At 45.5% G+C, this 26,859-nt stretch carries 25 protein-coding genes, 2 tRNA genes and 1 riboswitch; of the genes, 6 read left to right on the top strand and 21 right to left on the bottom strand.

The annotated features are described in order from the left end of the window. Positions 1-2 precede the first annotated feature (2 nt). Positions 3-1,553 (bottom strand): DNA recombination protein RmuC, encoded by a 1,551-nt coding sequence (rmuC, locus tag F0231_RS17520; protein WP_171760994.1) that lies wholly within the window; start codon positions 1,551-1,553, stop codon positions 3-5. Positions 1,554-1,720: 167 nt separating this feature from the next. Here rmuC and F0231_RS17515 point away from each other — a divergent pair, with 167 nt between their 5' ends. After that, a complete protein-coding gene (locus F0231_RS17515) occupies positions 1,721-2,626 on the top strand; it encodes a DMT family transporter (protein WP_171760993.1) in 906 nt (301 codons plus the stop codon). A 30-nt stretch (positions 2,627-2,656) separates the two neighbouring features. Here F0231_RS17515 and F0231_RS17510 read toward each other — a convergent pair whose 3' ends face one another. The 5 genes from F0231_RS17510 to ftnA form a co-directional block, all read right to left on the bottom strand. Then, positions 2,657-3,481 carry an HDOD domain-containing protein gene (locus F0231_RS17510; protein ID WP_171760992.1) on the bottom strand — a complete coding sequence of 275 codons (825 nt, stop codon included), beginning with the start codon at positions 3,479-3,481 and terminating at the stop codon, positions 2,657-2,659. Between the two features lie 46 nt (positions 3,482-3,527). Then, the gene (locus F0231_RS17505; protein ID WP_253825828.1) at positions 3,528-4,226 is read right to left on the bottom strand and encodes a ParA family protein; all 699 of its coding nucleotides are present in this window, start codon (positions 4,224-4,226) and stop codon (positions 3,528-3,530) included. A gap of 70 nt (positions 4,227-4,296) precedes the next feature. Beyond that, positions 4,297-5,490, bottom strand: a complete 1,194-nt coding sequence (locus F0231_RS17500; protein WP_171760991.1) for an NAD(P)/FAD-dependent oxidoreductase — start codon at positions 5,488-5,490, stop codon at positions 4,297-4,299. Positions 5,491-5,596: 106 nt separating this feature from the next. Further along, on the bottom strand, positions 5,597-5,920 hold the full coding sequence (gene uspB, locus F0231_RS17495; protein WP_171760990.1) for a universal stress protein UspB: 324 nt from the start codon (positions 5,918-5,920) through the stop codon (positions 5,597-5,599). Between the two features lie 72 nt (positions 5,921-5,992). Then, on the bottom strand, positions 5,993-6,520 hold the full coding sequence (gene ftnA / locus F0231_RS17490; protein ID WP_171760989.1) for a non-heme ferritin: 528 nt from the start codon (positions 6,518-6,520) through the stop codon (positions 5,993-5,995). A gap of 156 nt (positions 6,521-6,676) precedes the next feature. Between ftnA and uspA the strand changes: the two genes are divergently transcribed. Continuing rightward, positions 6,677-7,102 carry a universal stress protein UspA gene (gene uspA, locus F0231_RS17485; protein WP_171760988.1) on the top strand — a complete coding sequence of 142 codons (426 nt, stop codon included), beginning with the start codon at positions 6,677-6,679 and terminating at the stop codon, positions 7,100-7,102. Positions 7,103-7,159: 57 nt separating this feature from the next. After that, positions 7,160-8,041, top strand: coding sequence for a carboxylate/amino acid/amine transporter (locus F0231_RS17480; RefSeq protein ID WP_171760987.1), 882 nt, complete (start codon positions 7,160-7,162; stop codon positions 8,039-8,041). Positions 8,042-8,086: 45 nt separating this feature from the next. Here the strand turns inward: F0231_RS17480 and F0231_RS17475 are convergent, their stop codons facing one another. From F0231_RS17475 to F0231_RS17465, 3 genes are all read right to left on the bottom strand, one after another. After that, positions 8,087-8,638 (bottom strand): hypothetical protein, encoded by a 552-nt coding sequence (locus tag F0231_RS17475; RefSeq protein WP_171760986.1) that lies wholly within the window; start codon positions 8,636-8,638, stop codon positions 8,087-8,089. A gap of 100 nt (positions 8,639-8,738) precedes the next feature. Further along, positions 8,739-9,518: a class I SAM-dependent methyltransferase gene (locus tag F0231_RS17470; protein ID WP_171760985.1), complete on the bottom strand. Its 780-nt coding sequence runs from the start codon at positions 9,516-9,518 to the stop codon at positions 8,739-8,741. Positions 9,519-9,580: 62 nt separating this feature from the next. Further along, positions 9,581-12,718 (bottom strand): EAL domain-containing protein, encoded by a 3,138-nt coding sequence (locus F0231_RS17465; protein ID WP_171760984.1) that lies wholly within the window; start codon positions 12,716-12,718, stop codon positions 9,581-9,583. A gap of 102 nt (positions 12,719-12,820) precedes the next feature. Here F0231_RS17465 and asnC point away from each other — a divergent pair, with 102 nt between their 5' ends. After that, complete coding sequence (gene asnC / locus F0231_RS17460) at positions 12,821-13,285, top strand: transcriptional regulator AsnC (RefSeq protein WP_171760983.1); 465 nt, start codon at positions 12,821-12,823, stop codon at positions 13,283-13,285. A 43-nt stretch (positions 13,286-13,328) separates the two neighbouring features. On the opposite strand, the gene F0231_RS17455 is transcribed toward asnC, so the two are convergent. Both F0231_RS17455 and F0231_RS17450 read right to left on the bottom strand, forming a co-directional pair. Beyond that, positions 13,329-13,613 (bottom strand): hypothetical protein, encoded by a 285-nt coding sequence (locus tag F0231_RS17455; RefSeq protein WP_171760982.1) that lies wholly within the window; start codon positions 13,611-13,613, stop codon positions 13,329-13,331. Between the two features lie 83 nt (positions 13,614-13,696). Further along, positions 13,697-14,890 (bottom strand): multidrug effflux MFS transporter, encoded by a 1,194-nt coding sequence (locus tag F0231_RS17450; RefSeq protein WP_367613484.1) that lies wholly within the window; start codon positions 14,888-14,890, stop codon positions 13,697-13,699. A gap of 109 nt (positions 14,891-14,999) precedes the next feature. On the opposite strand from F0231_RS17450, the gene F0231_RS17445 reads away from it, so the two are divergent. Together F0231_RS17445 and F0231_RS17440 are read left to right on the top strand one after the other, a co-directional pair. After that, entirely contained in the window at positions 15,000-15,941 is a 942-nt protein-coding gene (locus F0231_RS17445; RefSeq protein WP_171760980.1) for a LysR family transcriptional regulator, read from the top strand. Between the two features lie 100 nt (positions 15,942-16,041). Beyond that, positions 16,042-17,832, top strand: a complete 1,791-nt coding sequence (locus F0231_RS17440; protein ID WP_171760979.1) for an aminopeptidase P family protein — start codon at positions 16,042-16,044, stop codon at positions 17,830-17,832. A gap of 133 nt (positions 17,833-17,965) precedes the next feature. Here F0231_RS17440 and thiH read toward each other — a convergent pair whose 3' ends face one another. The 10 genes from thiH to F0231_RS17390 form a co-directional block, all read right to left on the bottom strand. After that, positions 17,966-19,078: a 2-iminoacetate synthase ThiH gene (gene thiH / locus F0231_RS17435; protein WP_171760978.1), complete on the bottom strand. Its 1,113-nt coding sequence runs from the start codon at positions 19,076-19,078 to the stop codon at positions 17,966-17,968. A 12-nt stretch (positions 19,079-19,090) separates the two neighbouring features. Continuing rightward, positions 19,091-19,852, bottom strand: coding sequence for a thiazole synthase (locus F0231_RS17430; protein ID WP_171760977.1), 762 nt, complete (start codon positions 19,850-19,852; stop codon positions 19,091-19,093). Between the two features lie 5 nt (positions 19,853-19,857). Continuing rightward, positions 19,858-20,058, bottom strand: coding sequence for a sulfur carrier protein ThiS (thiS, locus tag F0231_RS17425; RefSeq protein WP_171760976.1), 201 nt, complete (start codon positions 20,056-20,058; stop codon positions 19,858-19,860). A gap of 31 nt (positions 20,059-20,089) precedes the next feature. After that, positions 20,090-20,854 carry a thiazole biosynthesis adenylyltransferase ThiF gene (gene thiF, locus F0231_RS17420; protein WP_171760975.1) on the bottom strand — a complete coding sequence of 255 codons (765 nt, stop codon included), beginning with the start codon at positions 20,852-20,854 and terminating at the stop codon, positions 20,090-20,092. Between the two features lies 1 nt (position 20,855). After that, on the bottom strand, positions 20,856-22,238 hold the full coding sequence (locus F0231_RS17415; protein WP_171760974.1) for a thiamine phosphate synthase: 1,383 nt from the start codon (positions 22,236-22,238) through the stop codon (positions 20,856-20,858). Continuing rightward, a complete protein-coding gene (gene thiC, locus F0231_RS17410) occupies positions 22,238-24,178 on the bottom strand; it encodes a phosphomethylpyrimidine synthase ThiC (protein ID WP_171760973.1) in 1,941 nt (646 codons plus the stop codon). Before thiC ends, F0231_RS17415 begins: the two co-directional genes overlap by 1 nt. Positions 24,179-24,325: 147 nt before the next feature. Further along, positions 24,326-24,424: riboswitch (TPP riboswitch) on the bottom strand. Between the two features lie 69 nt (positions 24,425-24,493). After that, positions 24,494-24,877 (bottom strand): fluoride efflux transporter CrcB, encoded by a 384-nt coding sequence (crcB, locus tag F0231_RS17405; RefSeq protein WP_171760972.1) that lies wholly within the window; start codon positions 24,875-24,877, stop codon positions 24,494-24,496. A gap of 111 nt (positions 24,878-24,988) precedes the next feature. Next, complete coding sequence (locus F0231_RS17400; RefSeq protein ID WP_171760971.1) at positions 24,989-26,371, bottom strand: multicopper oxidase family protein; 1,383 nt, start codon at positions 26,369-26,371, stop codon at positions 24,989-24,991. A 253-nt stretch (positions 26,372-26,624) separates the two neighbouring features. Then, positions 26,625-26,701: transfer RNA gene (locus F0231_RS17395), tRNA-Trp, on the bottom strand. Between the two features lie 61 nt (positions 26,702-26,762). Beyond that, positions 26,763-26,839, bottom strand: a tRNA-Asp gene (locus F0231_RS17390). Between the last annotated feature and the right edge of the window lie 20 nt (positions 26,840-26,859).

Here is a 26,859-nt window from a genome sequence, read left to right as displayed (position 1 = left end):
GATTAGTTTACTTTATCCTCAGACGGATGTCTTTCCACGAAAGAGTCATTTTTATCCATCTCACTATTTTCTGTGAGACAGTCGTGTTGAGCTAACTGAGCTAAGTCAGTAGAGATCGGTTTTTTCACCTCGACGCCCAGCTCCTTGAAGCTTTCAGCCTGACGAATCACGTTACCGCGACCAGTTGCCAGTTTGTTCATCGCGCCTTGGTAATTTTGATTCGCTTTGTCTAAAGCACCGCCCAGACTCTCCATATCATCAACAAACAAACGCAGCTTGTCGTAGAGCTTACTTGCTCGTTCAGCAATGATCTGTGCATTTTGGTTTTGTCGCTCATTACGCCACAAGTTATCAATCGTGCGCAGCGCCACCAGCAACGTCGTTGGGCTGACAAGAATGATGTTTTGCTCCATCGCGTCTTTGACTAAGCTTGGATCCGCTTGAATCGCCACTTGGAACGCAGGTTCTACAGGGATAAACATCAATACATAATCAAGGCTCTGAATCCCTTTCAGCTGATGGTAATCTTTCTGTGACAAGCCTTTAATGTGAGCACGAAGTGCAAGTAAGTGGTCACTTAGGGCTCTATCTCGCTCTGCGTCAGTCTCGGCATTAAAGTAGCGCTCATACGCCACCAGCGCCATTTTAGAATCGACCACCACTTGTTTGTCTTGAGGTAAGTGAACAATCACATCGGGTTGGTAACGCTTACCGGCGTCATTTTGCAGATTAACCTGAGTTTGATACTCGTGCCCTTCTCTTAGCCCTGATTCAGCAAGCACTCGAGCTAATACAACCTCACCCCAGTTCCCTTGCTGTTTATTGTCCCCTTTTAACGCGTGAGTAAGATTAACGGCTTCTTTGGTCATCTGTTCATTTAAGCGCTGCAGGTTTTTCAGCTCATGAACCAAGGTATGGCGCTCTTTAGCCTCTTGATTGAAGCTGTCGTTAACCTGTTTTTTAAACCCTTCTAACTGCTCTCGCAATGGAGAAAGTAGGCCATCTAAGCTCTGACGGTTTTGCTGATCCACTTTGGCGGTCTTCGCTTCAAACAACTGGTTGGCTAAATGCTCAAACTGCTGCTTTAAACGCTCTTCGGCTTGCTCAAGTAACTGAAGCTTTTCTTGGTTGGCTTGGGTTTGCTGTTCATGTCGAGCCTCTTGCTCTCGAAGCTGTGCCTCTAGCTGCGATTTGCTTTCACGTACCTGATTGAGTTCATCAGAATACTGCTGACGCTCTTGTTTCACCGCCTCGAAGTAACGCAGCTTCTCTAATACGGCCATCAACTTTCCGTGGGACTGCTTGAGTTCGTACGCCGCTTTATCGCGCTCGCCGTCAAGTTCGTCCAACTCTTGTTGAGCGTCATTCAGCTCTTTCTGCAACTGACCGATCTGACTACTAGCGAGTTGTTGGTTCGATTCTAGTTGTTGCTCAAGAAGTTGATGATCAAAGCGCATCTTCTGTTTGACCCACCAACCCACAGCGACACCGCTAGTGATAGCACTCGCCAGACCGCTGACAAGCACGCCTTGATGCTCAAGAATCCATTGCATAATAGTGATTTAACTCTTCTAAACTCGATATTATCAATGGTATTTTACCACTGGATAAATGTCCAGTTTGTAGGCTAGATATCGAGCAGATAGACTAGGCGCTCCGTACCCTGTACCACTCTCATGGCTAACGATGGATAACTCGTTGGTTTAATTAAAGGATCATCATGAACGAGCGCCGCGCTTTAGGATTAGGTTTATCTGCTGTACTACTCTGGTCAACGGTAGCCACCGCATTCAAACTCACATTGGCTGAGTTTTCTCCCATTCAAATGTTGACCATTGCCAGCATTGTCTCATCCATCGCCTTATTCGTGATTTGCGCGGTCTCAGGTAAGCTGAAGCTGATCCCAAGTACCTTTCTTGCTAACCCTTGGTATTACTTGCTTCTTGGTCTAATTAATCCACTCGCTTACTACATTATTCTGTTCAAAGCTTATGACTTGCTGCCCGCCTCTCAAGCACAGGCGATTAACTACAGTTGGGCGATCACTTTAACGCTCATGGCCGCGGTCTTCTTAGGTCAAAAGATTCGTAAGCAAGACTGGATTGCCTGCACCTTTAGCTACATTGGCGTGATTGTGATTGCGACAAAAGGGGACGTGCTAGGGCTTAATTTTGATAGCCCGCTTGGAGTTGGGCTTGCTCTGCTCTCGACTCTGCTTTGGGCAGGCTACTGGATCTTAAATGCAAAGAACAAAGCCGACCCTATTGTTGGTGTACTGCTTGGCTTTTTAGTGGCGATTCCGTTTGCTATTGGGCTGACTCTTTATGAAGGTGAGAGCTTTGCTCAAATCTCATCCCAAGGCTGGTTGGCGGTTACCTATGTTGGTCTGTTTGAAATGGGTGTGACGTTCGTGTTGTGGCTCAGCGCCTTGAAATCGACTCAGAATACAGCGCGCATCAGTAATCTTATCTTTGCATCCCCTTTCATCTCATTGATGCTGCTTGCGACCATTATCGGCGAAGAGATTCATCCATCGACCTTGATGGGACTTGTGCTGATTATCACGGGGCTTGTGATCCAGCAGATCAAATTTGGCAAAAAAGATCTCCACAAACAGTTGGCATAACAAACACTTAACATGCATTGGCGTAACGACTTAAAACAGTTGATACGCCAGTTCACTGCCCTGCCCACGTACCCCATCGATTTTACTCGCCAGTTCCGGTGACACATGCAACGCTTGCGCAGCTTTGCTATTCGCAAGATAACGCTGCTTTTCAGGCTCATCGAACATGTTATCCCAACGCTGGTGCGCATCCCTCGCTAGATACATCAAACAAGCCAGTCGTTTAGACTCGACCGCTTTTGCTGGGTGATTCACGTTTGCTATTGCATCCACCAGCTCATTGGGAAATTTCCAGCTCTCGGCCAATACTGCCCCTAATTGTTGAGCATCGACACCCAATAGTTCTCTTTGCACATGAACGGCGTTTTCTCCGTTTGAGACACGATGGGTGATCATCACTGCTTTTTCAGGTTCTAGCGTATGAATCATCAGCTCACCGATATTGTGCAAAATGCCGGTAGTAAACGCTTCATTGGGGTCGAGTTTGATATCTTTGGCAATGGTGCTGGCAATGGTCGCAACTTCGAACGTACCCGCCCAATAATCTTTAATATTGAGTGTATCGACTTTGGGGAAAGTAGAAGCAAGGATGGAAGATGAAATCAGATTACGAATTGCCCCAATACCGATGCGAACAATGGCATCATTGATATTGGAGATGCCTTTAATACCGCCAAACTGGGCCGAGTTTGCCATCCTAAGCACCCGAGCTAACAACACTTGGTCCATCGCCATTTTGTGCGAGAGTTCGCCAAAGTCGATGGATTCACGGTTGACCATCTCAAGCAGCTCTTGCAGCACGCTTTCGATTCGCGGTAACTCGTTGATACGTGAGATCAGTGCTTGTTGACTCATACTGTCACCTATTCCATGTCTAACTAGTAAATAAACTATAGTTCATTTACTGATCGGTTTCGCATAACCAATGCTCCGCTCCAACCCACAACTGAGGGTCTAGAGTCTCTTCAACAAAGCTTTTGTAGTAGAACGCTTCTTGATACTTTTCACTCTCAGACATTCTCCCCAAAAGTGGGTAATTGCGAAAATGACCAAGGAGCTTGGCGACAGTATCTACACGGTTATCCTGCTGCTGACAGCGATTGATGATAAAAGAAAGAGAGATATTGCATCGAGACAGTACGCCAGAATTAATCACTTTATGGATAAACGGCAGGCTTGCATGTAAATCCACAGGAGAAGGCTGCATTGGGACAATAATGGCATCGACAAACCGCGTATAACGCAGCATGTCATCTTCCGTAAAGTTAGACGGAGAGTCCAATATGACAAAGTCAGAGTCTCGTTTTACTTTCAGTGTAGAAGCAATACTAGAGAAGCTTTTTAGTGACGGGTTGTAACTTTGTGAACGACATTTACCGACAGAAACGGCCCAGTCATGACTCGATTTCTGTTTATCAAAATCGATCAGCTCAACGTTATAACCACTTCGTACTAAGTGGCTCATAAGTCCTGCAGTGACTGTGGACTTACCTACCCCGCCTTTTAGGTTTAATATCAGCACCTTTTTGGCGTTGCTGTACGCTAAGCTAACCGTATTTCTCCGACTTTCTGTCGTATGTATACTTTGGCTGATCATCATATTTGGTATCCTCAGCTCCATGAGATAAACTCAATATACGATACAGCATACCAATTAGGAAGTACTTTCGTTACACCCTTTGTCCAGCGGCAAAGCCTGAGCTCCAGCACCATTGGAAGTTATATCCTCCCAACCAGCCAGTAACGTCCATCACTTCACCGATAAAGTACAAGCCATTGACCTGCTTACACTCCATTGTTTTTGAAGAGATATGATTGGTATCAACGCCGCCTAGGGTGACTTCTGCGGTGCGATAGCCTTCAGTGCCATTTGGCATGATCTGCCAGTTCTCAAGCGTATGAGTAATCTCATTAAGTTGTTTGCTGTTGAATTGCTTTAATGGCTTGTCTTGCAGAACTTTTCTATCGATTAGGACTTCAACCAGACGTTTTGGCATCACCTTAGCGAGCGTGTTTTTAAGGCTCTGATTTGGATGCTTTTCAAGCGAGCGTTGTAGTAGCTCATCAATATCTGCTTCTGGAACAAGATTGATCGTCACTTTTTCGCCTGGTTTCCAGAACGACGAGATTTGCAGCACACAAGGACCGGAAAGACCACGGTGAGTAAACAACAGCGCCTCTTTAAATACCGTCCCATCTTGCGCGGTAATTTCTGCAGGGACTGCAATACCAGATAGTTCAGCGAAAGCCTCTTTGTCTTCTTTGTGCAGCGTAAATGGCACCAATCCAGCCGTGGTTGAAGTCACCTTAAGGCCAAACTGCTCTGCAATTTTGTAGCCAAATGGCGTTGCACCGAGCTTAGGCATTGAAAGCCCACCTGTCGCCACAACCAGCGACTCACACTCAATCACACTGGTATTGGCATGCAGTGTAAAGCCTGACTCGGTTTTCTCGATATGGTGAATATCTTGCTGGTAACGCTGGCTTACTGTTGGTAAGTCACACTCAGCTAGCATCATCTTCACAATGTCTTTCGAGTCAAAGTCGCCAACACAGAACAACTGCCCGTGATCGCGCTCCTCGAACTCAATGCCGTGTTTGCTCACCATAGAGATAAAATCCCAGTTGGTGTATTGCGACAGAGCCGACTTCACAAAGTGTGGGTTCTGACATAAGTAGTGGTTTGCTGTGACGTCATAGTTAGTGAAATTGCAGCGACCGCCACCAGCAATCAAAATCTTGCGACCAGGCTTCTTTGCATGGTCTAACACTAGCGTTTTACGCCCGCGTTTGCCTGCTTCTGCGGCACACATTAAACCCGCAGCACCCGCTCCGATGATGACAACATCAAACTTTTCCGTCATGACCAACTACTCATAAAAAACCAATAAAAAAGGATGTGCATAACGCACATCCTTTGCAATTTAGGCGGTCATTCTAACGGCATTTAGTGGGAATGCCAATTGAGCGTTAAAGAATCATCGCCGCCAGCAGCGTGACACCCAACAACGACGTAGAAAGGATAAACAACTCTCGCACGCGATCACACTTGCCCGTAAACACCTCATCATGGTGGTGGTGATACTCTTTACTTTTAATGTAGTGGAACAGGCGCACTTGTTTAGTGACGTTTCCATGAGTAGTAAAGAAACCATTACCATCGACTTGTTGGTATAACAGAGGGTGAGCTTCTCTCATGATGTAGATAAGAGAGCGCAATGCGGTGAGATAACGAGCCATATTAACAACTGTTACCAGCATCAGTGTGAATAGAATTGTGTCGGCGTTGATCATCTTTTCCTCCCTACATCTTCAAAGAGTGCCCGGAGAAAAAGACGATCTACTTAGAGTGTCTTTCGCTGAAAATTACTCAGCAGGGGCATCCATAATTGAAGATGAGCCTTCTTTTGCCAAAGCTGCTAAATCTTTATCGATGAAGAACAGTGCTTTACCATCTTCGCCAACAAGTTCTAGCTTATCTAAGATCCCTTTAAATAACTTCTCTTCCTCGTGCTGTTCAGCAACGTACCACTGCAAGAAGTTGAATGTAGAATAATCTTGAGATGTAAACGCGACATGAGCCAATTTATTGATCTTTTCAGTGATCATTTGCTCATGTTCAAACGTCTCGCGGAATACATCACCCAGACTATTGAACTCGTGCTTTGGTGCTTCAATCGCGCCTAAAATAGGCATTGCACCTGTCTCGCTCACGTAAGTGAAAAGACGCTGCATGTGCTCCATTTCTTCTACGGCGTGTGCGCGTAAAAATTCAGCCGCACCTTCGAATCCTTTGTCTTCACACCAAGCACTCATTTGTAAGTATAGATTGGATGAGAAAAATTCGAGATTAATTTGCTCATTCAATTGTTCAACCATTGCTTGAGAAAGCATTTGCTACTCCTACTAAGTCTATGAAGTTAAATTGACTATATCATTTTCGACACCATAACACTTTGATAACCAAATGTGGATCTGAGATCGCTATGGCAAAATTTCTTTACCTAAGGTGCTAACCTTTAGTCAGTACCCTTACAAGGAGATAGCATCATGAGTTATCAGCATATTTTGGTTGCCATAGACCTTTCTGAAGACAGTAAGTTGTTGGTCGACAAAGCGGTATCCTTGGCCAAACCCCTCAACGTGGATATTTCGTTTATCCATATCGATGTGAACTACGCTGAGCTGTATACCGGCTTAATCGACATCAACTTAGCCGAGACGCAGCACCAAGCCATTGAAGCCTCTCAACAGCAGCTACAGCACCTCGCAGAACATGCCGATTTTCCGATCAAGCACACATTGGTGGGCAGTGGAGATCTCAGCAATGAACTGTGTGACACCATCAAAGAGTTCAATATCGATTTGGTTGTGTGTGGTCACCACCAAGATTTTTGGAGCAAACTACTTTCATCAACTCGCCAGCTCATAAACTGTTCGCCCGTTGATATGTTGGTTGTACCACTCAAAGACTGATTCATCGCCAAGATTGGTATAAACTGCGCCCATAAATTTTGATAATGAGTCTTAGTTATGGGTTACCTCTCTGCCGTCACATTGTTGTGGGCATTTTCGTTTAGCCTGATCGGCGTTTATCTTGCTGGTCAGGTTGATTCTTGGTTCTCTGTCTTTATGCGCGTTGCGCTAGCTAGCTTGGTGTTTTTGCCATTCTTAAAATTCAGAGGCGTTGATAAAGGCCTTATTGCGAAGCTAATGGTCGTCGGTGGCTGTCAGCTTGGTCTAATGTACCTATTCTACTACCAATCCTTCTTACTGCTTTCTGTGCCGGAAGTTCTACTATTCACCGTTTTCACTCCGATCTACGTCACTCTGATCTACGATCTGCTTAAACGTCGCTTCTCTCCTTGGTATCTGGTCACTGCATTGATTGCCGTTGCTGGTGCTGCGTTTATTAAGTTCGCTGGTATTAACGAGAATTTCGTCGTTGGCTTTTTGGTTGTCCAAGGCGCAAACATCTGTTTCGCTATCGGCCAAGTGGGCTATAAATACTTGATGGAGAAGTATGAAGTAGATCTGCCTCAGCATACTATCTTCGGTTACTTCTACCTCGGCGCCTTGTGTGTTGCGACAGTAGCGTTCGCACTAAAAGGTAACTTAGATAACCTACCAACCACGACCACTCAGTGGGGCGTGCTAACGTATCTAGGCTTGGTGGCTTCTGGATTGGGTTACTTTGCTTGGAACAAAGGCGCGACGATGGTCAATGCTGGCGCACTTGCCGTCATGAACAATGCTTTGGTGCCTGCAGGGCTTATCGTCAACATCGTGATTTGGAATCGCGATGTCGATATCGCACAACTCTGCATTGGCGGTGCCATCATCTTGCTTTCACTTTGGGTCAATGAGACTTGGGTAAAACGCAAAGTCGAGCAGAGTTACCAATCGACAAACTGATAGAAAAAACGCTCTTCAATTGAAGAGCGTTTTTATTTGAATTTGTTAGTGGATACTCGACTGGTTCTGTAACTCAACCAGTTGGGGAAGTTGTCGAGTCAAGACTTTTGACTGAGCAATACCCGCTTCCAGCTTCTTCTGTCGTTTGAGCAACTTGCCCTGCTTCTTAGCCAGCTTAAGCAGTTTCTTTTGCTGCTTAAATTGCTTCTTGATGGCCTTTTTCGCTTTCTTGATCGCTTTCTTATCGAGTAAGTCTACCGAGCTTAGCTCCACGTCAGCTTCTTTCTTAACAGGTGAAGCTTTGGTGAGTTCAACTTTAGCTTTAACCCGTTCGACAACGCGACGCACTGCATCCGCTTTCTGCTCTGATTGTTTAGGCAAGGCTTCAGCCAGTAGGCCGCAGCTTTTCTGCTCTTCTAGCGGTTTGTTTTGACAGTGTTGAGGAGGAATCGCGGCAGGTTTACACAATGAAGACTTCTCAGCAGACGAGCGTGTGCAAGATCGACAGACATACTTAGGTGCCACAACAAGACGGTGAATCTCGCCGAGATTTTCAGCGATCTGTTTACGATTCATCTTACAAAGACGTTTAGCCACACTACTACTCCAGCTAAGAATACGAATAGTTCTTAGTAAGATATACCTGTTTAAACGTCTTTAAGCAAGAACAAAAATCAGTCGATTAAAATGCTGTGCGCTAAGTCATTGATGCATTGACATAAACATCAAAACGATTCTTTTTGGTCTCTATCGCCATGGTTGGTTTTTTCTCATTTAGCCAATTTGCGTAGTCTGGCCTTTTTACCACAACCCTTTTACTGGCAAGGGCTAGCGCAGGTTCTAATAGGCCATCGGCGTCAAGATCAGCACCAACAAGAGATTGAAATACACGCATCTCTTTCTTTACTAAGGCGCTTTTCTTTTTATTTTCAGGATGTGGATACATCGGATCGAGATAAACGACGTCAGGCTGTGAAAATTGAGGATCGCTGGCTAAGTCACTGAGTGCGTTTAGACTTGAGGCATGAATCAACGACATACGCTCTGTTACCCAGCCACCAATCTCGGCATCTTGTTTAGCACGCTCCAAACCATCATCCAGCAAGGCAGCGACGACTGGATGGCGCTCAACCATTTGCACCTTGCAACCCAATGATGCAAGCACGAACGCATCCCGGCCAAGACCGGCTGTACCATCGAGAATCGTCGGTGTACTGCCTTTGTTCAGTCCAGCCGCTTTGGCGATCGCTTGCCCTTTACCGCCACCAAATTTGCGTCGATGGGCAACCGCACCACCCGCCAAATCAACAAAGATCGCCCCCAGCTTAGGCTCATCCAGCTTACGTAGCTCCAATCGCTCATCAGTCAATACCAGAGCAAATTCACTTTGCTCGTCGTGAGTAAGCCCCCAGCGCTGCATGAGCTGTTGAAAACGTTCTGTTTGAGTGAGGTCTTCACATTGAAGTTGTAGCTGCACGGAGTGCTCCCAAGCTGAATATCAATAACGGTGCGCAGTGTACTGGATTTTCGACACTGGCACTAAGCTTTCTGTGTGGCGATAAGTTCGCTCACTAATTCCGGTAATGGTTTAGGTTTACCAATGATATACCCCTGCGCGTAGTCGACATCGAGCTCCATTAACTGCTCAATGATACGAGTATTTTCAACAAACTCTGCCACAGTCTTTTTGCCCATTTGACGGGCTAGGTCATTGATTGAACGCACCATCAAGTGGTCCATCTCGTTGACATCAATATCTCTCACAAAGATGCCATCAATCTTCACGATATCAACCGGAAGCTTTTTAAGATAACCAAAAGATGACAACCCAGAACCGAAATCATCCAACGCAATTAAACAGCCTAAGGCTTTGAGTTGAGTAAAGAACTCAATCGCTTGGTTCATGTTACTCATCGCGGCGGTTTCGGTGATCTCTAAACATATCTTGTCGCAAGGTACGGTACTGTTTTCTAACTTATCGAGTAGAAACGCAATGAACTCTTTATTGCCCATCGAATGACCCGATAAGTTAATCGCACACAAGCTGAGTTTATCGAGCGCTGAAGGGTTAGCTTCAAACCAATCAAGTGTTTGTGTCACGACCTGTTTATCAAGAAGGTGTGCAATGTTGTAGCGCTCAGACGCTGGCATAAAGATTCCCGGTGAAATGTATTTACCCTGCGCGTTCTTGATACGAATAAGAATCTCAAAGTGCATACCCACTTCACTATCATTCAAGCTGAGGATCTGTTGAGCAAACAACTCGATACGTTGATTCGCCAAAGCATCATGCACTAGATTGACGCTTTCCATCTCTTGTTCACGGCGACGTAGTTCTTTGTCATCTAAACAGTAAAGGTTGTAGCGATTACGCCCTTCCTCTTTTGCAACATGGCAGGCAGTATCAGCTTGCGCATGCACCATTTGAGGCGACGAGGCGGTATGGTCAATTAAGCGAATACCAATCGAACAGTTTAGGCTTAGGCGAATCTCTTCCCAGATGAATGGATGCTCTCCGAGAGAATTAATGATGCTAGACGCCAACTTCTTTGCATCCACTTCGGTACAATCTTTTAGCAAGATGGCAAACTCATCCCCACCCATTCTCGCAAGCACAGTATTGTAAGGCAGTACTTCCTCCAACATGCTAGCGCAGAACTGAATAGCCGCGTCTCCGGCCTCGTGCCCAGCGGTATCGTTCAGTACTTTAAGCTGATCAAGATCGATGTATAGCATGGCGTGAGTACGGGTATAACTCGACACCTCTTTGAGCGCTTTCTCTAGTTCTTGTTCGAAATAATTTCGACTATAGGTACCCGTCAATAAGTCATGTTGAGCTTGATACTGAAGTTGTTCTGATAGCTCTCGAGTTTCTGTTACATCCTCACCCACAATCAACAGATGGCCAGATTCCACTAGCGGGCGAATGTTTTCACGGATCCAGACTTTGCGACCATCAGCATGGCGATACTCGATATCTCGACGCCAAACGCCTTTCAACGCTTGTTTGGGTTGCAGTAAGACCTGTCTAGGGATCAATGCGTCTTCATGGAGATAGAACTCGCGCAGACGATGACCTAACACTTGATCAGCCTTATAGCCAAGTAGCTGCTCAGCAAAATGATTAACTTGTTGAATTCGATTCTGGTCATCCAGCGTCACCATCATGACGGGTTGCTGATCATAATAATGACTGAGGTTAGCCTCTCGCTGGAACAAACGCTCTTCTGTGATCTTACGAGAGGTAATATCGCGAGCCTCAAGCAAATACTGCTTACCTTGCCTAAGCGTAGGAATTGGCTTTAGCGACATTTCTAGAACCAGCGAGCCTTGTTCGGCGTGCCAAATTTCCGCTTCAAATTGAGCGACACCACCACGCTCCGAATCGTTGAAAAAGCGTTTAATATTATCTACTGCATCATCTTCCCAGTGAGGATGTTGCCAGATAGGTCTTTCGACACTGAAATTTTGGTCGTATAGCAATTCTTGTAGTTTTCGATTGCTCGACGCTATCGAGCCTCTTTCATCCAAGACGCCAATGTAGTGGTAGCTTTGGTCGAAGACCATTTCAATCAGAGTCTGGCTCTCTTTAGCGAGTTGCTCGCTGCGCTTTATTCGGCTCAAGTAGTAGACCAGAAACAAGATAACAATAGAGAGGAAAACTACGACGCTGCCAACAATCTTCAACTCTCTCTCATATCGTTCAGCGAAAGAGAGCGGGCGATTGAAAATCACAGAGGCGGCCTCTCCTTCTATACCTAACCCCCACTTGAGAACGGCTTGATAGTCGAGTTTGATTTCAGGGGTGCCAACTTTGACTTTTGGCATCGGTGCGCTTGGGTTAGTCAGCACATCAATTAACAGCCCTGCGGTTAGTTGACCGTGAGTTTTACCACTTTGAATGACACCGCCCACTGCGCCATAGCCGAGCCCTAAATCGTGGACCATATAGATGGGCGCATTCGAGGCCGAATTAATTTTCTTCCACTGAGCAGTCTCGGTAAATACTTCGCCTTGCTTATCTCGATAATAAACCCAAAACAGCACGCTACTGCGATGATCCAAACTCGCCACTAACGTTTGTAAATCTTCAAAGCTATCAGGAGTAACGGATACAATCGTATTTCGATATTTGGGGTAGTGATCTAGAAAAGCTCCAATCTGACTACGAACAGCTTCACCCGTGATGGAGTGGTCGCTAACAATATAGATGGATTGAATATCTTCCTGCAGGCGTTCTATGAGAGATATATTGCTGTATAGGTCAATATCTTCGATGACCCCGGTGGCATTAATATTGTCATGAAGCTGACGAGAATAGTTATTGATGCCGCCAAAGATGACCGGAGTGTCCCCCAACTGCGGGCCTAGCCTTTGCATCAGTGCCAGCGCATTGTTGTCACTGACTACGACTGCCTCAAACTGCTCTTGTTCAAATTTGGTTTTGTACAGTTGGTAGAGTTGTTCTAGGTATGCTTCACTTTGAAGGCGCTTGGTGTCGAGATACAACACTCTTGCAGAAAGCTCAGCCTGTCTTAACTCAGCGTCTAAACCTGCCTGAAACGCATCTGTCCAAAAAAAGCCTTGATGATAAGAGTGAACAACCAACACATCTTTTTCTTCTGCGTTAACAAATAAGCTCGTAATGGTAGCTAGAACTAAGAGACAAAAGCGCACTAAAATAGCTCTCGATAATAGGAAGATTAGGTATAATTGTATCACTAGTGGTGATAATTTGTCCTATATACCATAGTGTTAACGTGAACTTTAAGGCTCTTGATGCAGACTCAAAATATCAAACTCGACGACCTTGATAAGGCCATTCTCAAAACCCTGATGGAAGATGCTAAAACGCCGTATGCAGAAATGGCTAAGCAATTCCAAGTTAGCCCTGCAACGATTCATGTTCGAATCGAGAAGATGAAATCGGCGGATATCATTCAGGGCACCGAAGTCATCGTCGATACCAAAAAGCTCGGCTATGACGTCTGTTGTTTCATTGGTATCAACCTCAATGCCGCGCGCGATTATCACTCAGCACTGGAGAAGCTCAATGCCTTGGAAGAGGTAGTTGAAGCCTACTACACAACGGGCGCATACAACATCTTCGTGAAGCTGATGTGTCGTTCAATTGAAGAGCTCCAATATGTCTTGATTGATAAGCTACAAGCCATCGACGAAGTGCAATCTACTGAGACACTAATTTCACTGCAAAACCCGATCAACCGTAACGTCAATCCATAAAAAAACTCGCCGGAGCGAGTTTTTAGTATCGGGTCGATAACGCCTACTTCGACGTTAAATATTGTTTAAGCTCTTCTACCGAGATGCCTTTTTCAGCAATCTCTTTTGCTAAAGACTCAATCTGCTCATCTTTGCGCGCTTCAATCACTTGCTGAAACTGGTAAACCATGTCACGCAGTATAGGGAGTGGAACTTGTTTTGCTGCACTACGGATACGCTCACCGCTTTGATTGCCCAGCTCACTCAATACTTTGCCGAACATAATCTTTTCTGGAGTATCTTCCAACTGCTCCATTAAGCGAGCCATCTCGTAGGTAGTCATTGACATTATTGCGTTTTATCCACAGATTACGGGGTAAGAAGCTCAAATATACATCGTTTGATTACAATAGCAAAGAGCGAATCAACACATTACACGGCCGCGTAATGCCAAGTTCTGCCTGACTTTGACCACAGAATCGCCAATGCAGGTGTAACAATCAACATCAACGTTGCAATCATTACCTGAGGTTCCATTCCTAAACGCTGAACAGTACCGACAACTAAGCCTGAACCACTCATTTGAAATAGACCAAGTAGAGCCGCCGCCGTCCCCGCTTTGTCGCCGAATGGCGCTAGCGCTTTACCTGCTGCCGCGCCCAAGATCCACGCGAAACCGACTGAAGACAAGAAGATAGGTAACATAAACGCGAACGGCGTTGCGCTAGACATCATGATTAGCATTACCACACCTGCAAACGCCAAAGTCACAATGCCCACCGTCAGCGCCAAATGCGTACCAAATTTATCCATAAACTTAGGTGCACTCATACAAGCCACAATATTGATTGCTGCATTGACGCCAAACCAGAACGTGAACTCATTCATGGTTAAGCCTAGGCTTTCCATTAGAACGACCGGTGCAGAAGTGACATAGCCAAGAATCACAGCCATCGCTAACATACATAGGGAAGCATGGAAGAGGAATGACGGTGTTTTCACAACATCTAAGTAACGGTTGAGTTTGAATACCGGCTCTTTGCTCATTTGAGGGTTAGTCTCTTTTAATCCAACCCAAAGCATCACCAATACTACTGCCGCAAAGCCTGCCATAAAGCTAAAGTTTGAACGCCAGCCAAATTGCTGTGTTAACCAACTCCCTAGAATAGGCGCCAATGCAGGAATAAAGCAGATCGCACCATTTAGGTAGCTGATCATTTTGCCACTCTTTTGAGGGCCAAAGATATCGCGAACTGTTGCAAAGGCTGCTACCGATGTCGCACACGCACCTAAGCCTTGTAGCAAACGAGCTGCTAGCATCCACTCTATATTTTGAGCACTCCACGCCAATACAGCGCTCACCGCGTAGATACTAACACCTCCCAATGCAACAGTTCGACGTCCAAGCTTGTCAGCCAAAGGCCCAGCAAACAACTGACCTACACCCATGGCAAACAAGAACCAAGTGATTGTGTCTTGCGCTAATGCATGTTCCACGTGAAACGTAGAGGAGATCATTGGCAGTGCTGGCAAGTAGATGTCTATCGCTAGTGGGCTAAATAGAACTAATAGAGTCAGCAAAACGAGCTGAGTCTTTGGTGGTACTGAATGGTTTGCCGTGTGCACTGACTTTTTCTCCAAAAGCATAAGATGATTGAAGCCGTAGTTTAAGCTAGACTAGTTATGCCATCTAATGACAAATAATCATCAATGTTATTCCTAAAGAGAATTTCTAATGAATATAGAGAAACTCGCGCGTCTCGACCTAAACCTGCTGGTGTGCTTACGTGTCCTTATTGAAGAGCTCAACGTCACGCGAGCTGCCCATCGTTTATGCCTTAGCCAATCTGCGGTCAGTAAGAACTTGGCCAAGCTGCGAACACAATTTGATGACCCACTGTTTGTTCGTCATGCTCACGGTTTAAAACCAACACCAAAAGCGTTGTTTCTTAAACCTAAGCTTGAGGTACTGATCCATCAACTCGAACAACTGACCCAGCCAGAACAATTCTCGCCAAGTTCAAGTGACTATCGCTACCAAATAGCGGCGGTCGAGAGTGTTTATCCGCTTATACTTCCTCACTTTCTACCTGAGATATTTAAACGTGCTCCACGAGTGACCATCAGTACTCATGCTTGGTCAGATACAACATTTAGCCAGATCCAGCGTGGCGAAATTGACCTCGGCATTACCGGCAAAGATATTGATATCAATGACGCCAAGCTAACCATGCTGCCTCCGGCTGATATCTGTGAACAAGAGATCTACCGTGACAATCAAATGTGTTTGTTGCGAAAAGACCACCCTGCTTTGTTTGGCCAATGGACACTAGAGAAGTATTTAGAGCAACGTCATGTCCAGGTCCGTTGTGATGGTAATGACCGTTGGCTACTCGACTACCGCTTAGCTGATTATGGAAAAGAGCGTGATATTGCGATTACAGTTCCTGACTTTAATAGCGCAGCAAGCTTATGTTCATACACCGATTTTGTTTTCACAGCGCCAAGTCACTTCGTCAAACTAGCCTCGAAACAACTCGACTTAACAGTACTTCCACTACCTATGGAATTCCCGCCTATGGCATATACACTGTTCTGGCATCGAGACAGAGAAAATGACCCTGCACTTTCGTGGTTAAGACAGATTATTAAAGATAAAACTACGGCTCTGAGATAGTTTGCAGGCAAACGGTAAAAAGAGTAGCTTATTGGCATCGTCCGAGTAACGCATGAGAATTTACCAAGGACGCCATAACCATAATGAAGGATTAACACAGATGCTAACTAATACTGAGCAGCGATTAACTGCTATTCGTGAGTGGCTTGCACAAAACAATATTGATGCCCTGCTCGTGCCTCATGAAGATGAGTACCTTGGCGAGTACGTTCCAGCACATAACGAACGTCTACATTGGTTGACGGGCTTTACTGGCTCAGCAGGAGCTGCCGTTATTACTCAAGATAAAGCCGCTATCTTTGTTGATGGTCGTTACACCGTTCAGGTGACGAAAGAAGTCCCAGCAACGCTGTTTGAATACCGCCATCTCATCGAAGAACCAGCATTAGATTGGATTCTAGAATCGCTTCCAGCCCAGAGCAAAGTTGCGATTGACCCACGTATGCACAATGCGAACTGGTTAAGCCAAGCGCAAGCAAAGCTATCCGCTAAACATGAGCTAGCTATCCTTGAAAGCAATCCAATCGATAAGCTTTGGAGTGATCGCCCTTCTCCAGTGGTGTCTGAGATGATTTTGATGCCAACGGAATCTGTTGGTCAATCTAGTGAAAGTAAGCGTAAGCAAGTCGCAGAACTAGTCGTTAAATCCGGTGCAGACAGCGCAATCATCACAGCACTCGACTCTGTCGCATGGCTGCTTAATATCCGCGGTTTAGATGTTTCTCGTCTACCAGTCCTACTTTCTCATGCCATCCTGCACAGTGATGCAAGTGTAGAGTTTTTCTTAGACCCTAACCGTATCCCTGCTGAGTTTGACAGCCATGTGGGTCAAGGTGTTTCTGTTCACCATCCTGCATCCCTACAACAACAAGTCGAAGCGTTATCTGGCAAAAAAGTCTTGGTTGACCCAGTTACCTCAAACTCATGGTTTAAACTTGTTTTGCAAAATTCCGGCGCTGAAGTCATTAGCCAAGCCGATCCATGTTTGATGCCGAAAGCAGCCAAAAATGCGGTTGAGATTTCAGGAATGAAAGCGTGTCACGTTCGTGATGGCGCTGCGATGGTCAAGTTCTTAACTTGGCTTGACGCTGAGGTGGATGCAGGCAATCTACATAATGAAGCGGTACTATCGGATACTCTTGAGCAGTTCCGCCGTGAAGACCCAACACTGAAAGATCTGAGCTTCGATACCATTTCTGCTGCCGGTAGCAATGCGGCAATGTGTCATTACAACCATGAGAACCAGCCGAGACCAGGCCAACTTGAAATGAACACTCTGTACCTCGTTGATTCAGGTGGTCAGTACTTAGATGGTACCACTGATATTACGCGTACTATTGCGATTGGTCAGCCAAGCGAAGAAATGATTAAGCAGTTCACATTAGCACTCAAGGGGCATATTGGCGTTGCGCGTGCGCGCTTCCCGAAAGGCACTCGTGGTTACCAAATCGATACGCTAGCTCGCCAACATTTATGGGCTGAAGGCTATGATTATGACCACGGTACGGGCCATGGTGTCGGCCACTTCTTGAGTGTTCATGAAGGCCCGCAAAGCATCTCAAAACGTCAGATTGATGTACCGCTAGTTGAAGGTATGGTGCTATCTAATGAGCCAGGTTATTACCGCGCGGATGCTTTCGGTATTCGCATCGAAAACCTAGAGCTTGTTGTCGAAATTCCAACTAACGGCGACTTCCCTGTTCTAACATTTGAATCTCTCACTCGTTGTCCTATCGATCAGCGCAATATCAATGTTGATATGCTGACACGACCAGAGCTTGCTTGGTTAAATGAATACCATGAGAAAGTCTGGAGCGACATTAGTCCGCTTGTTGATGGTGACGTAAAAGAGTGGCTTCGCTCCGCGACACAACCTTTAACGCACAGCTAGAAGCTAGAAGCTAGAAGCTAGAAGCTAGAAGCTAGAAGCTAGAAAAAGTAGAGGGTTGACGTTTTGCGTCAACCCTCCTTCTTCTCTATGTTTCACGTGAAACATAGGAATGTCCATTTGCGTTACTCGCTAACTAACCAGAGTAAGCTGAGTGCCAGTCTCTCCACACTGGGTCAAAACCTTTCGCTCGAATCATACCTTCCACTGAACTCGCACTACGTTCATCACTGATCTCAAACTGCTCGAGCTCTACATCATCCATTGCGTAACCACCTGGCTGTGTTTTCGATGCCGCTGACATACTAGTAATACCTAGTGGTAACACGTTGTCTCTAAACTGTGGAGCTTCACGAGTTGAGAGTGAGAGTTCAACTTCAGGGTTCAACAATCGATAAGCACAGATTAACTGAACGAGCTGTTTATCTGACATTACCGATTTAGGCTGAAGAGCCCCTTCGCAAGGACGTAAGCGGGGAAAGGAAATTGAATAACGCGTTTGCCAGTATGTGCGCTCAAGGTAGTCCAAATGCGCGGCAACATAAAAGCAATCTGTACGCCACTCTTCAAGACCAATCAATGCGCCGATACCAATTTTATCAATGCCTGCCTTCGCTAAGCGATCTGGTGTATCCAATCGATACTCAAAGTCCATTTTGTTACCACGAAGATGATGCTCAGCATATGTTGATGGATGGTAGGTCTCTTGATAAACCATCACAGCATCCAATCCCAAACTCTTAAGCTCAGCATATTCACCTTGGTCTAGTGGCTGAACTTCCATGGCCAGATAGTTAAACTGCTCTTTAATCAGCGGTACCATCTCACGGAAGTACTTCATCCCTACTTTAGTCTCATGCTCCCCAGTCACCAATAGCACACTATCAAATTTCATCTGTTTAATGGCAGTCACTTCAGCAGTGATCTCTTCAGCATTAAGAGTTCGACGCTTAATACGGTTCTCCATCGAGAACCCACAATACGTGCATGCATTCGCACAAAGGTTCGATAGATAGAGTGGAATATACAGCGCCATCGTATTACCGAATCGCTTACGCGTGAGCGTGTAAGACTGTTGTGCCATCTGCTCTAAGTAAGGTTCTGCTGCAGGAGATATTAGCGCTTTAAAGTCTTCCAAGTCACGTTTGGTTTTGCTCAGTGCGCGCTCAACATCTTGTGCCGTTTTAGAGTAAATCGACATTGAGATATCATCCCAGTTGAGCTGATTAAAATGTTCAACGAAGCTCATTAGTTTCTCACTTTAATCCAGGAATGAAGTAAGCGGACTGGAAGCAACCGCGTGTGAAACCTTGCCTGCAAGGCCTGCTTCATAAGCCATTCGGCCTGACTCTACCGCCATCTTAAACGCTTTAGCCATCGCAACTGGGTTGCTTGATGCCGCAATCGCCGTGTTTACAAGTACTGCATCTGCGCCCATTTCCATTGCGCGAGCCGCATGCGAAGGTGCACCAATCCCCGCATCTACCACAACAGGCACATTCGCTTGGTCGATAATAATCTCGAGAAAGTCGTGTGACACAATTCCTTTATTAGAACCAATTGGTGCACCCAGTGGCATTACAGCAGCGCAACCAACTTCTTCTAGACGTTTACACAGAACTGGATCGGCGTGGCAGTATGGAAGAACAATAAACCCCTCTCGCACAAGTTGTTCAGCTGCAGCCAACGTTTCGATCGGATCTGGCATGAGGTACTTAGGATCTGGGTGTATCTCAAGCTTTAACCAATTTGTACCAAGTGCTTCACGCGCGAGGTGAGCTGCAAATATGGCATCTTTTGCTGTTTTCGCACCTGATGTGTTAGGCAATAGGTTAACGCCACAATCGACCAAAGGCTTAAGGATATCGTCTTGCTGATCATGAATATCAACACGCTTTAGTGCCATTGTTACAAGCTCAGAGCCCGACGCTTGTATGGCTTCTGCCATAAGTTTGCTGTTTGCAAATTTGCCGGTACCTGTAAAAAGGCGTGAGTTAAATTGTTTATCACCAATAGTAAGCATCTTGGTTATCCCCCTGCGATAGCTTGAAAAAGAGAGATGGCATCTCCCTCTGAGAGTATTGTGTTTTCCCACTCACTACGCGGCACAACATTGTTATTAATTGCAAATACGCAGCCCATATCTGGTAACTCAAACTGTTCGACAATCTGCTTTAAACTCGTTTTTTCAGCAACCTGCTGCTGCTGCTCATTTATCGTAATATACATCGACTATTACTCTTTATCGTTGGGTACTGATCTACTCAGCTTCTGGGCTACAAACTTGGCATTGTTTGTCTTTATTAATTGCCATGGTTTGCCATTGCATCTTAAGGCCGTCAAACAGGTGAAGCTTTGCCGTCTCGACATGAAATACGCCTGTGGCTAACTTCTGGATAGCCGCAAGTGCTTGATAGTTTCCTAGCGTGCCAACAACGGGGCCAACCACACCGCTCTCACTGCACTTCTTGCTCTGCTTGAGCTCATCAAACGGATAGAGACAACGATAGCAAGCTTCCCCTTGACCCGATTGATAATCGAAAACCGCGAACTGCCCTTGCCAACCGATGGCTGCAGCTGATATCAGAGGAGTGTTTTGCTCAAGACAAACTCGGTTGATTAACTGACGTGTAGGCATATTGTCCGTGCAGTCCAATACGACGTCTGCAAGCATGACTTCGAGCCCGAGTTGGCTTTTATCGAGTCGCTTGTTTATCGCACGAACTTGCACCATAGAGTTCAACTCGGAAAGCTGCTTGGCCGTTGCTTCAGTTTTGCTAACCTCAAGGTCATGCTCTCGATAGATCACTTGTCTTTGTAAGTTACTGCTATCGACATCATCATCATCGACAACAACGATCTTGCCTACGCCAGCAGCTGCCAAATACAAACTGGCAGCACTGCCTAAACCGCCACAACCAATTATCAACACATGAGATTGACTCAGCCGCTCTTGTCCGTTTTCACCAATCTCAACAAGTGCGACTTGGCGTTGATAGCGGACGAATTGTTTATCAGTGAGCACGTTAAGGCCTCTCTTCGCTAACGGTTCGCACAAATTCATCCGCAAAACCACTCGTTCTCTCGTTCATCAAACCTTCAAAATAGTCAATGACAGACTTCGGCGATGAAGACAAAGTGATTGCTCTTACCACAGCTAAACTGGACACTCCTGTTTGCCAAACTTGATTCGCATTTGACTGGTCAATACCACCGATAGCGACAGTTGGGTAACCTAGTAGGTTCTTGGTAATACCTTCACGGCTTGTAACTTCCCCATAAGGGATGCTATCAATCAATTTTTGATAAAGCCCCAATCGGACTAAACCTTGCGGCTTTGATGGCATCTGCTTGGTTGTGGTAGGGAAAATATGACCCAAAGCGATATAACTTGGGTTGATTTGAACAATCCTTAATAGCTCATAGTAGCCATGTGTTGATAACCCAAGCCTGATCCCTGCCTCACTTAACTGCGCAAGGTTTGACTCTTCGATATCTTCTTGGCCTAAGTGCACACCGTAAGCACCATGCTTAATAGCAAGTTGCCAATAGTCATTGATAAAGACTTGCGCATCATGTTGACGACCAAGTTCTACCGCGCGAATAACCTGTTGCTCCAAATCAGCCTGTGACGGATTCTTGATTCTTAGTTGGATAGTAGTAATACCCAGCGGTAACAATCGCTCAATCCATGCCACATCATCAACCACCGGGTAGAGTCCGAGACTTTGCTTAGTTAGAGTTGGAAAGCTAACGCTCTCTCCTTGTGCTGACCAACCCACTTGAATACCGAGTCGTTCATCTTCCAAAACCGGGGTTGGGAAATCATTGAACTCGCACGCCCAACGAGTAAATAGTTGAGAGTGGACGTTGTCATTCGCGAATGTTTCACGTGAAACATTCGTTTGTTGACCTGTCATACCTCGCGCAAGAGTCAGTACATCTTCTATAGGAAAGTCGAGCACTGTGAGTGTGACCACCCATGCAAAGTGTTCTTGTGGTGCAAATAGGTTATTGGATTTAGCCCGAACTGAAAGCGCTCTCACTTCATTGTTGATAGAGTGACGCCAGATATCCAGTAGAGGTATTTCATCGACTTCTTTGTTGGCCAGTTCGTCATAGACTCCAATATAAATTGAGTTTGACGACTGTTCTGCACACGCCTCTACCGATAAATCTGAGTGGTAGTAAAGCGAGAAAGTAGGCTCTAAAACCACATTATGTTTATCAATCAGATCGGTGGAGACGTATGTTATTTGTTGGTCGCGAACAAGCTGAATTGACTGAGTTGGACTTACATCCAACTCAATCTCTTCGATGCTAAAACCCTGTTCTTTCGCCAACAACAAACACTGTTGAACCAAGCCTGTTAGTTCAATCAATGATGACGGAATAAGGATTTTAATCATTAGTCACTGACCTCTGAATGTGCCGCAGGGTGATACAACTCCGAGCCTGTTGCTCTAAACTCTTGCGACTTTTGACGCATTCCTTCTAGTGGGTCATCAAGCATCTTGATCGAGATAGCTTGGTCAGCAGCGACTTGCTCTGTGTCTTTGGCGTACTCACGGACCTCTTGAGAGATCTTCATTGAACAGAACTTAGGTCCACACATAGAACAAAAGTGAGCAACCTTGCCTGACTCTTGAGGCAGGGTTTCATCATGGAATGCTCGTGCCGTATCTGGGTCTAAAGAGAGGTTGAATTGGTCTTCCCATCGGAACTCGAAGCGAGCTTTGGATAGAGCATTATCTCGAACTTGCGCACCAGGATGCCCCTTAGCTAAGTCAGCCGCGTGAGCAGCAAGCTTGTAGGTAATCATGCCTGTCTTCACATCTTCTTTATTAGGAAGGCCAAGGTGCTCTTTCGGCGTCACATAACAAAGCATTGCACAGCCATACCAACCAATCATTGCCGCACCAATACCAGAAGTAATGTGGTCATAGCCAGGTGCAACATCCGTCGTTAGTGGGCCTAACGTATAGAAAGGCGCTTCATGGCAATGCTCCAACTGCTCTTCCATGTTCTCCTTAATCATATGCATTGGCACGTGACCAGGGCCTTCGATAATCACCTGCACATCATATTCCCAAGCGACCTTAGTCAACTCACCTAATGTACGAAGCTCTGCAAATTGGGCTTCATCATTGGCATCAGCAACGGAGCCAGGACGAAGGCCATCACCTAAAGACAATGCGACATCATACTTAGCACAGATTTCACAGATCTCTCTGAAATGGGTATATAGGAAACTTTCTTGGTGATGTGCTAAACACCACTTCGCAATGATTGAACCACCTCGAGATACGATACCAGTCACTCGCTTCGCCGTCATAGGCACGTACCTAAGGAGTAAACCTGCATGAATAGTGAAGTAATCCACGCCCTGCTCTGCTTGCTCGATTAGGGTATCTCGCATCACTTCCCAATTAAGATCTTCCGCGACGCCGTTTACTTTCTCTAACGCCTGATACATTGGAACTGTACCAATTGGAACCGGACTATTACGTAAGATCCACTCTCGAGTTTCGTGAATATTACGACCAGTAGAAAGGTCCATCACTGTGTCACCGCCCCAGCGAGTGGCCCAAACTAGCTTCTCAACTTCCTCTTCAATTGACGAAGTCACCGATGAGTTACCAATATTGGCATTCACTTTAACTAGAAAGTTTCGGCCGATAATCATTGGTTCAGATTCTGGATGGTTAATGTTTGACGGGATGATTGCACGACCTTCTGCAACTTCTTTGCGGACGAAGTCGGCAGTAATGTCTTTAGGTAAGTTGGCACCAAAACTTTGCCCAGGATGCTGTTGATTCAACACTTCATCACGATACTTTGCACGTCCCATATTTTCACGCAACGCGATGTATTCCATCTCTGGAGTAATTATGCCCTGACGAGCATAGTGCAATTGAGTCACACACTGGCCATCTTTAGCACGTCGAATGCGTGGTAGATTTCCGTAACGGAGATCATTAAGTGTTTCGTCTTCTAGACGCTCTTTAGCATATACAGAGCTGACATCATCAAGTAACTCTGTATCTTCTCTCTCTGCAATCCAGTTCTCTCTGAGCTTAGGTAGACCGCTGTATAAGTCGATCGTATGTTCTGGGTCTGTGTAAACACCAGACGTATCGTAAACTCGTACAGGTTCATTAGGCTCGAAAATTGGTGAGTCTTTTGTGCCACCGATGAGGCTATCCGCTAGCGAGATTTCTCGCATTGGTACGCGAATATCCGAGCGTGAGCCCTCTACATAGACTTTGCTTGAATTTGGGTATGGTTGTACTGATAGCGTATCAATAAACTGTTTTGCTTCCAGTCTCGCTTGCTTGCGATTCGACATAGCATTTTTCCTTGCTTTGTTATTCTTAGATAAAAAGTATTTGGATAAAAATGCTTGGCGGAAAGATGCGACAAGAGGTATCGATATACAGCGACTACAGACGCAGTCTTTATCGATTAAGAATAGAAAACTGGCAGAAAGCCAGTCTAGGTATCTTCTCTTGTTCCCTTCGCAGATATTAATCTGATCAGGTTCAACGGATCCCGAATAAACGGTCTCAGCCTTAAGGCACTCCGACAAGTGAAACGAGTATATAAAATCGGCCTGGTTAAACCAAGCCGACTTGCATAAATATTGGTAGTTTTTTGAACAGCCCTAGCTTTTAATTAGCAATTGAAAGCCAATCCATGCAGCAGAAATACTAAGAACGACGTTAAGAAGCACATTTAACCCCATCTTAAAAAATGCACCTTGCTGCATAAGGAGGACATTATCCATAGAGAATGTTGAAAAGGTTGTCAGTGCACCGAGGAAGCCCAATCCGATAATTTGTCGCCACGGTTCAGTAGCGAGCATCTCATTCTCAAATGCCGCAATAAGTAGGCCCATGATAAAAGAACCTACTACGTTGACCGTAAGAGTACCGTATGGAAATCCTCTCCCAAGAAGCACCACACAAAGCTCAGAAATCAGATAACGAGAGCACGCACCAAATGCACCACCGAGTGCAATAAACCCTAATATAGAAAGTTGTCCCATTATGATCCTCTCCTGAAAGTCTTAATATTCTAGCTTGTTGTTAACCAATTTCGATAAGATTAATCAATATTCAGCCTAATAAATACCAAAACAATTAAAAAGTTACAGGAGTCACTTAACTTCGATATACCCCATCAGACCTGTCTTCATGTGCTCAATAACATGACAGTGATACATCCAACGCCCAGGATTATCAGCAACAAAGGCTGCTTTAGCACTACCATTTTTCCCGAGCAAAACGGTATCAGTATGGAATGGCTCCTGAACTTTCTTCCCGTCAATTTCAAGAACAGTGAACGTATGTCCATGTATATGAATAGGGTGATGGTATTGGGTCACGTTCTTAAGATTGAAGATGTAGGTTTTACCAAGCTCTAAACTTGCTAACGGTGCTGGAATATTGTCTTTACTCATTCCCTCCCAAGCGCGTTTGTTGGTCAGCCAAAACTTAGGCATAGATTTACCATCTTTTCCTACAGGGCTAATAGCACCTTCCCATTCGAAAACGAAGTCAACCGTCTCAGCGTTAGATATGTCCAAGTTAGGAACGGGATTCATAGGGAGTTTAGGGATCGGTTGGTGATCAGGAAGATCGGAACTGATCACTGCAAAGGAACACAGAGGGAATGGAAAACGCCCTTTCATTTGACGCACGTAAACACGCTCTCCTGCTTCTGGAGCAATGAAGGCGATATCAACTCTCATACCAGGGCCAATTTTATGCTGAGTAAGCCTATAAGGCGTTTTAACAGGATTGCCATCAATCGCTATTACCCAACCTTCAGCGCCTTCTAATGCAATTGGATAAGTGATCGTGTTATCGACGTTTGCAATACGTAAACGGGTCGTGGCATTCGCTTTAAGATTGTACTCTGGCTCATGAACACCATTAACGCTGCTCCACTCTCCTGCCGTTCCCATTCTTGCGCTGAGTCGCGGGATCATTAGGTCTTTCCACTCCCCTTGTTTATCAAGGTGCCAATATTTGAGCATAACTTCATGTTCTTCATCAAACTCAACAGGGTTAGACTCCTCTACGATAATCAGACCAACTAGTCCCATACCCAGTTGCTTCACACTATTCATATGTGGGTGACACCAGAATGTACCGGCATCAGGAGGAGTAAATCGATAAACAAAAGTCTCGCCGGGCATAATTGGTGGCTGACTTAAGAAAGGAACCCCATCCATTTCGATAGGTATCCTGAGGCCGTGCCAATGAATAGTGGTTGGCTCAGAAAGCTTATTGGTAAAGCGAATAACAACCTCTTCACCCTGACGACAGCGAATTGTTGGTGCAGGTATATCTCCATTGAACGCAAGTACATTCGATGTATAACCAGGCACTAATTCAGCCGTTGAAAGCTCTGCAGTAAGGTCATAGACATACTTACCGTCTGAATCAGTTGAACGGCGAACCGTACATGCAGGGAGGAGCGTTAGAGCGGAAATAGCCAAAGAAGACTGAATAAAGCGTCGACGAGAGATATTCATTTGTTTTGCCAAGTAATCTTAGAAGATATAAATGTAACAAAATAATAAGAACACTTCTCAATTAGAACTAAACAATGAGGCTTGGCTAGCATTCAGTTCGAGAGCAATCCTATATGGCCTTTTGGGGACGAAAGAAAGCAAAAAGGCCTTAGTCAAAAAACTAAGGCCTTAAGGACGTCTAGTTAGCCCAACATTGATTCGTAGAAGCAATAGACGTAAAAAAGCCTCAGCATTTCTGCTGAGGCTTAGTATATGGCAGGGGTGGAGAGATTCGAACTCCCAACACGCGGATTTGGAATCCGCTGCTCTGCCAATTGGAGCTACACCCCTGTAGAATCTATCAAATTGTAGATTCGAAAAAACCTCGCAAAAGCGAGGTTTTCGAAATAAGTGGCGGAGCGGACGGGACTCGAACCCGCGACCCCCGGCGTGACAGGCCGGTATTCTAACCAACTGAACTACCGCTCCGCACTGGTTAGACTTAAAGT

Source organism: Vibrio sp. RE86 (assembly GCF_013114545.1).
Lineage (GTDB): Bacteria > Pseudomonadota > Gammaproteobacteria > Enterobacterales > Vibrionaceae > Vibrio.
Note: the sequence above shows the minus strand (reverse complement) of the source record. Positions and strands in the feature narration are given on the sequence as shown.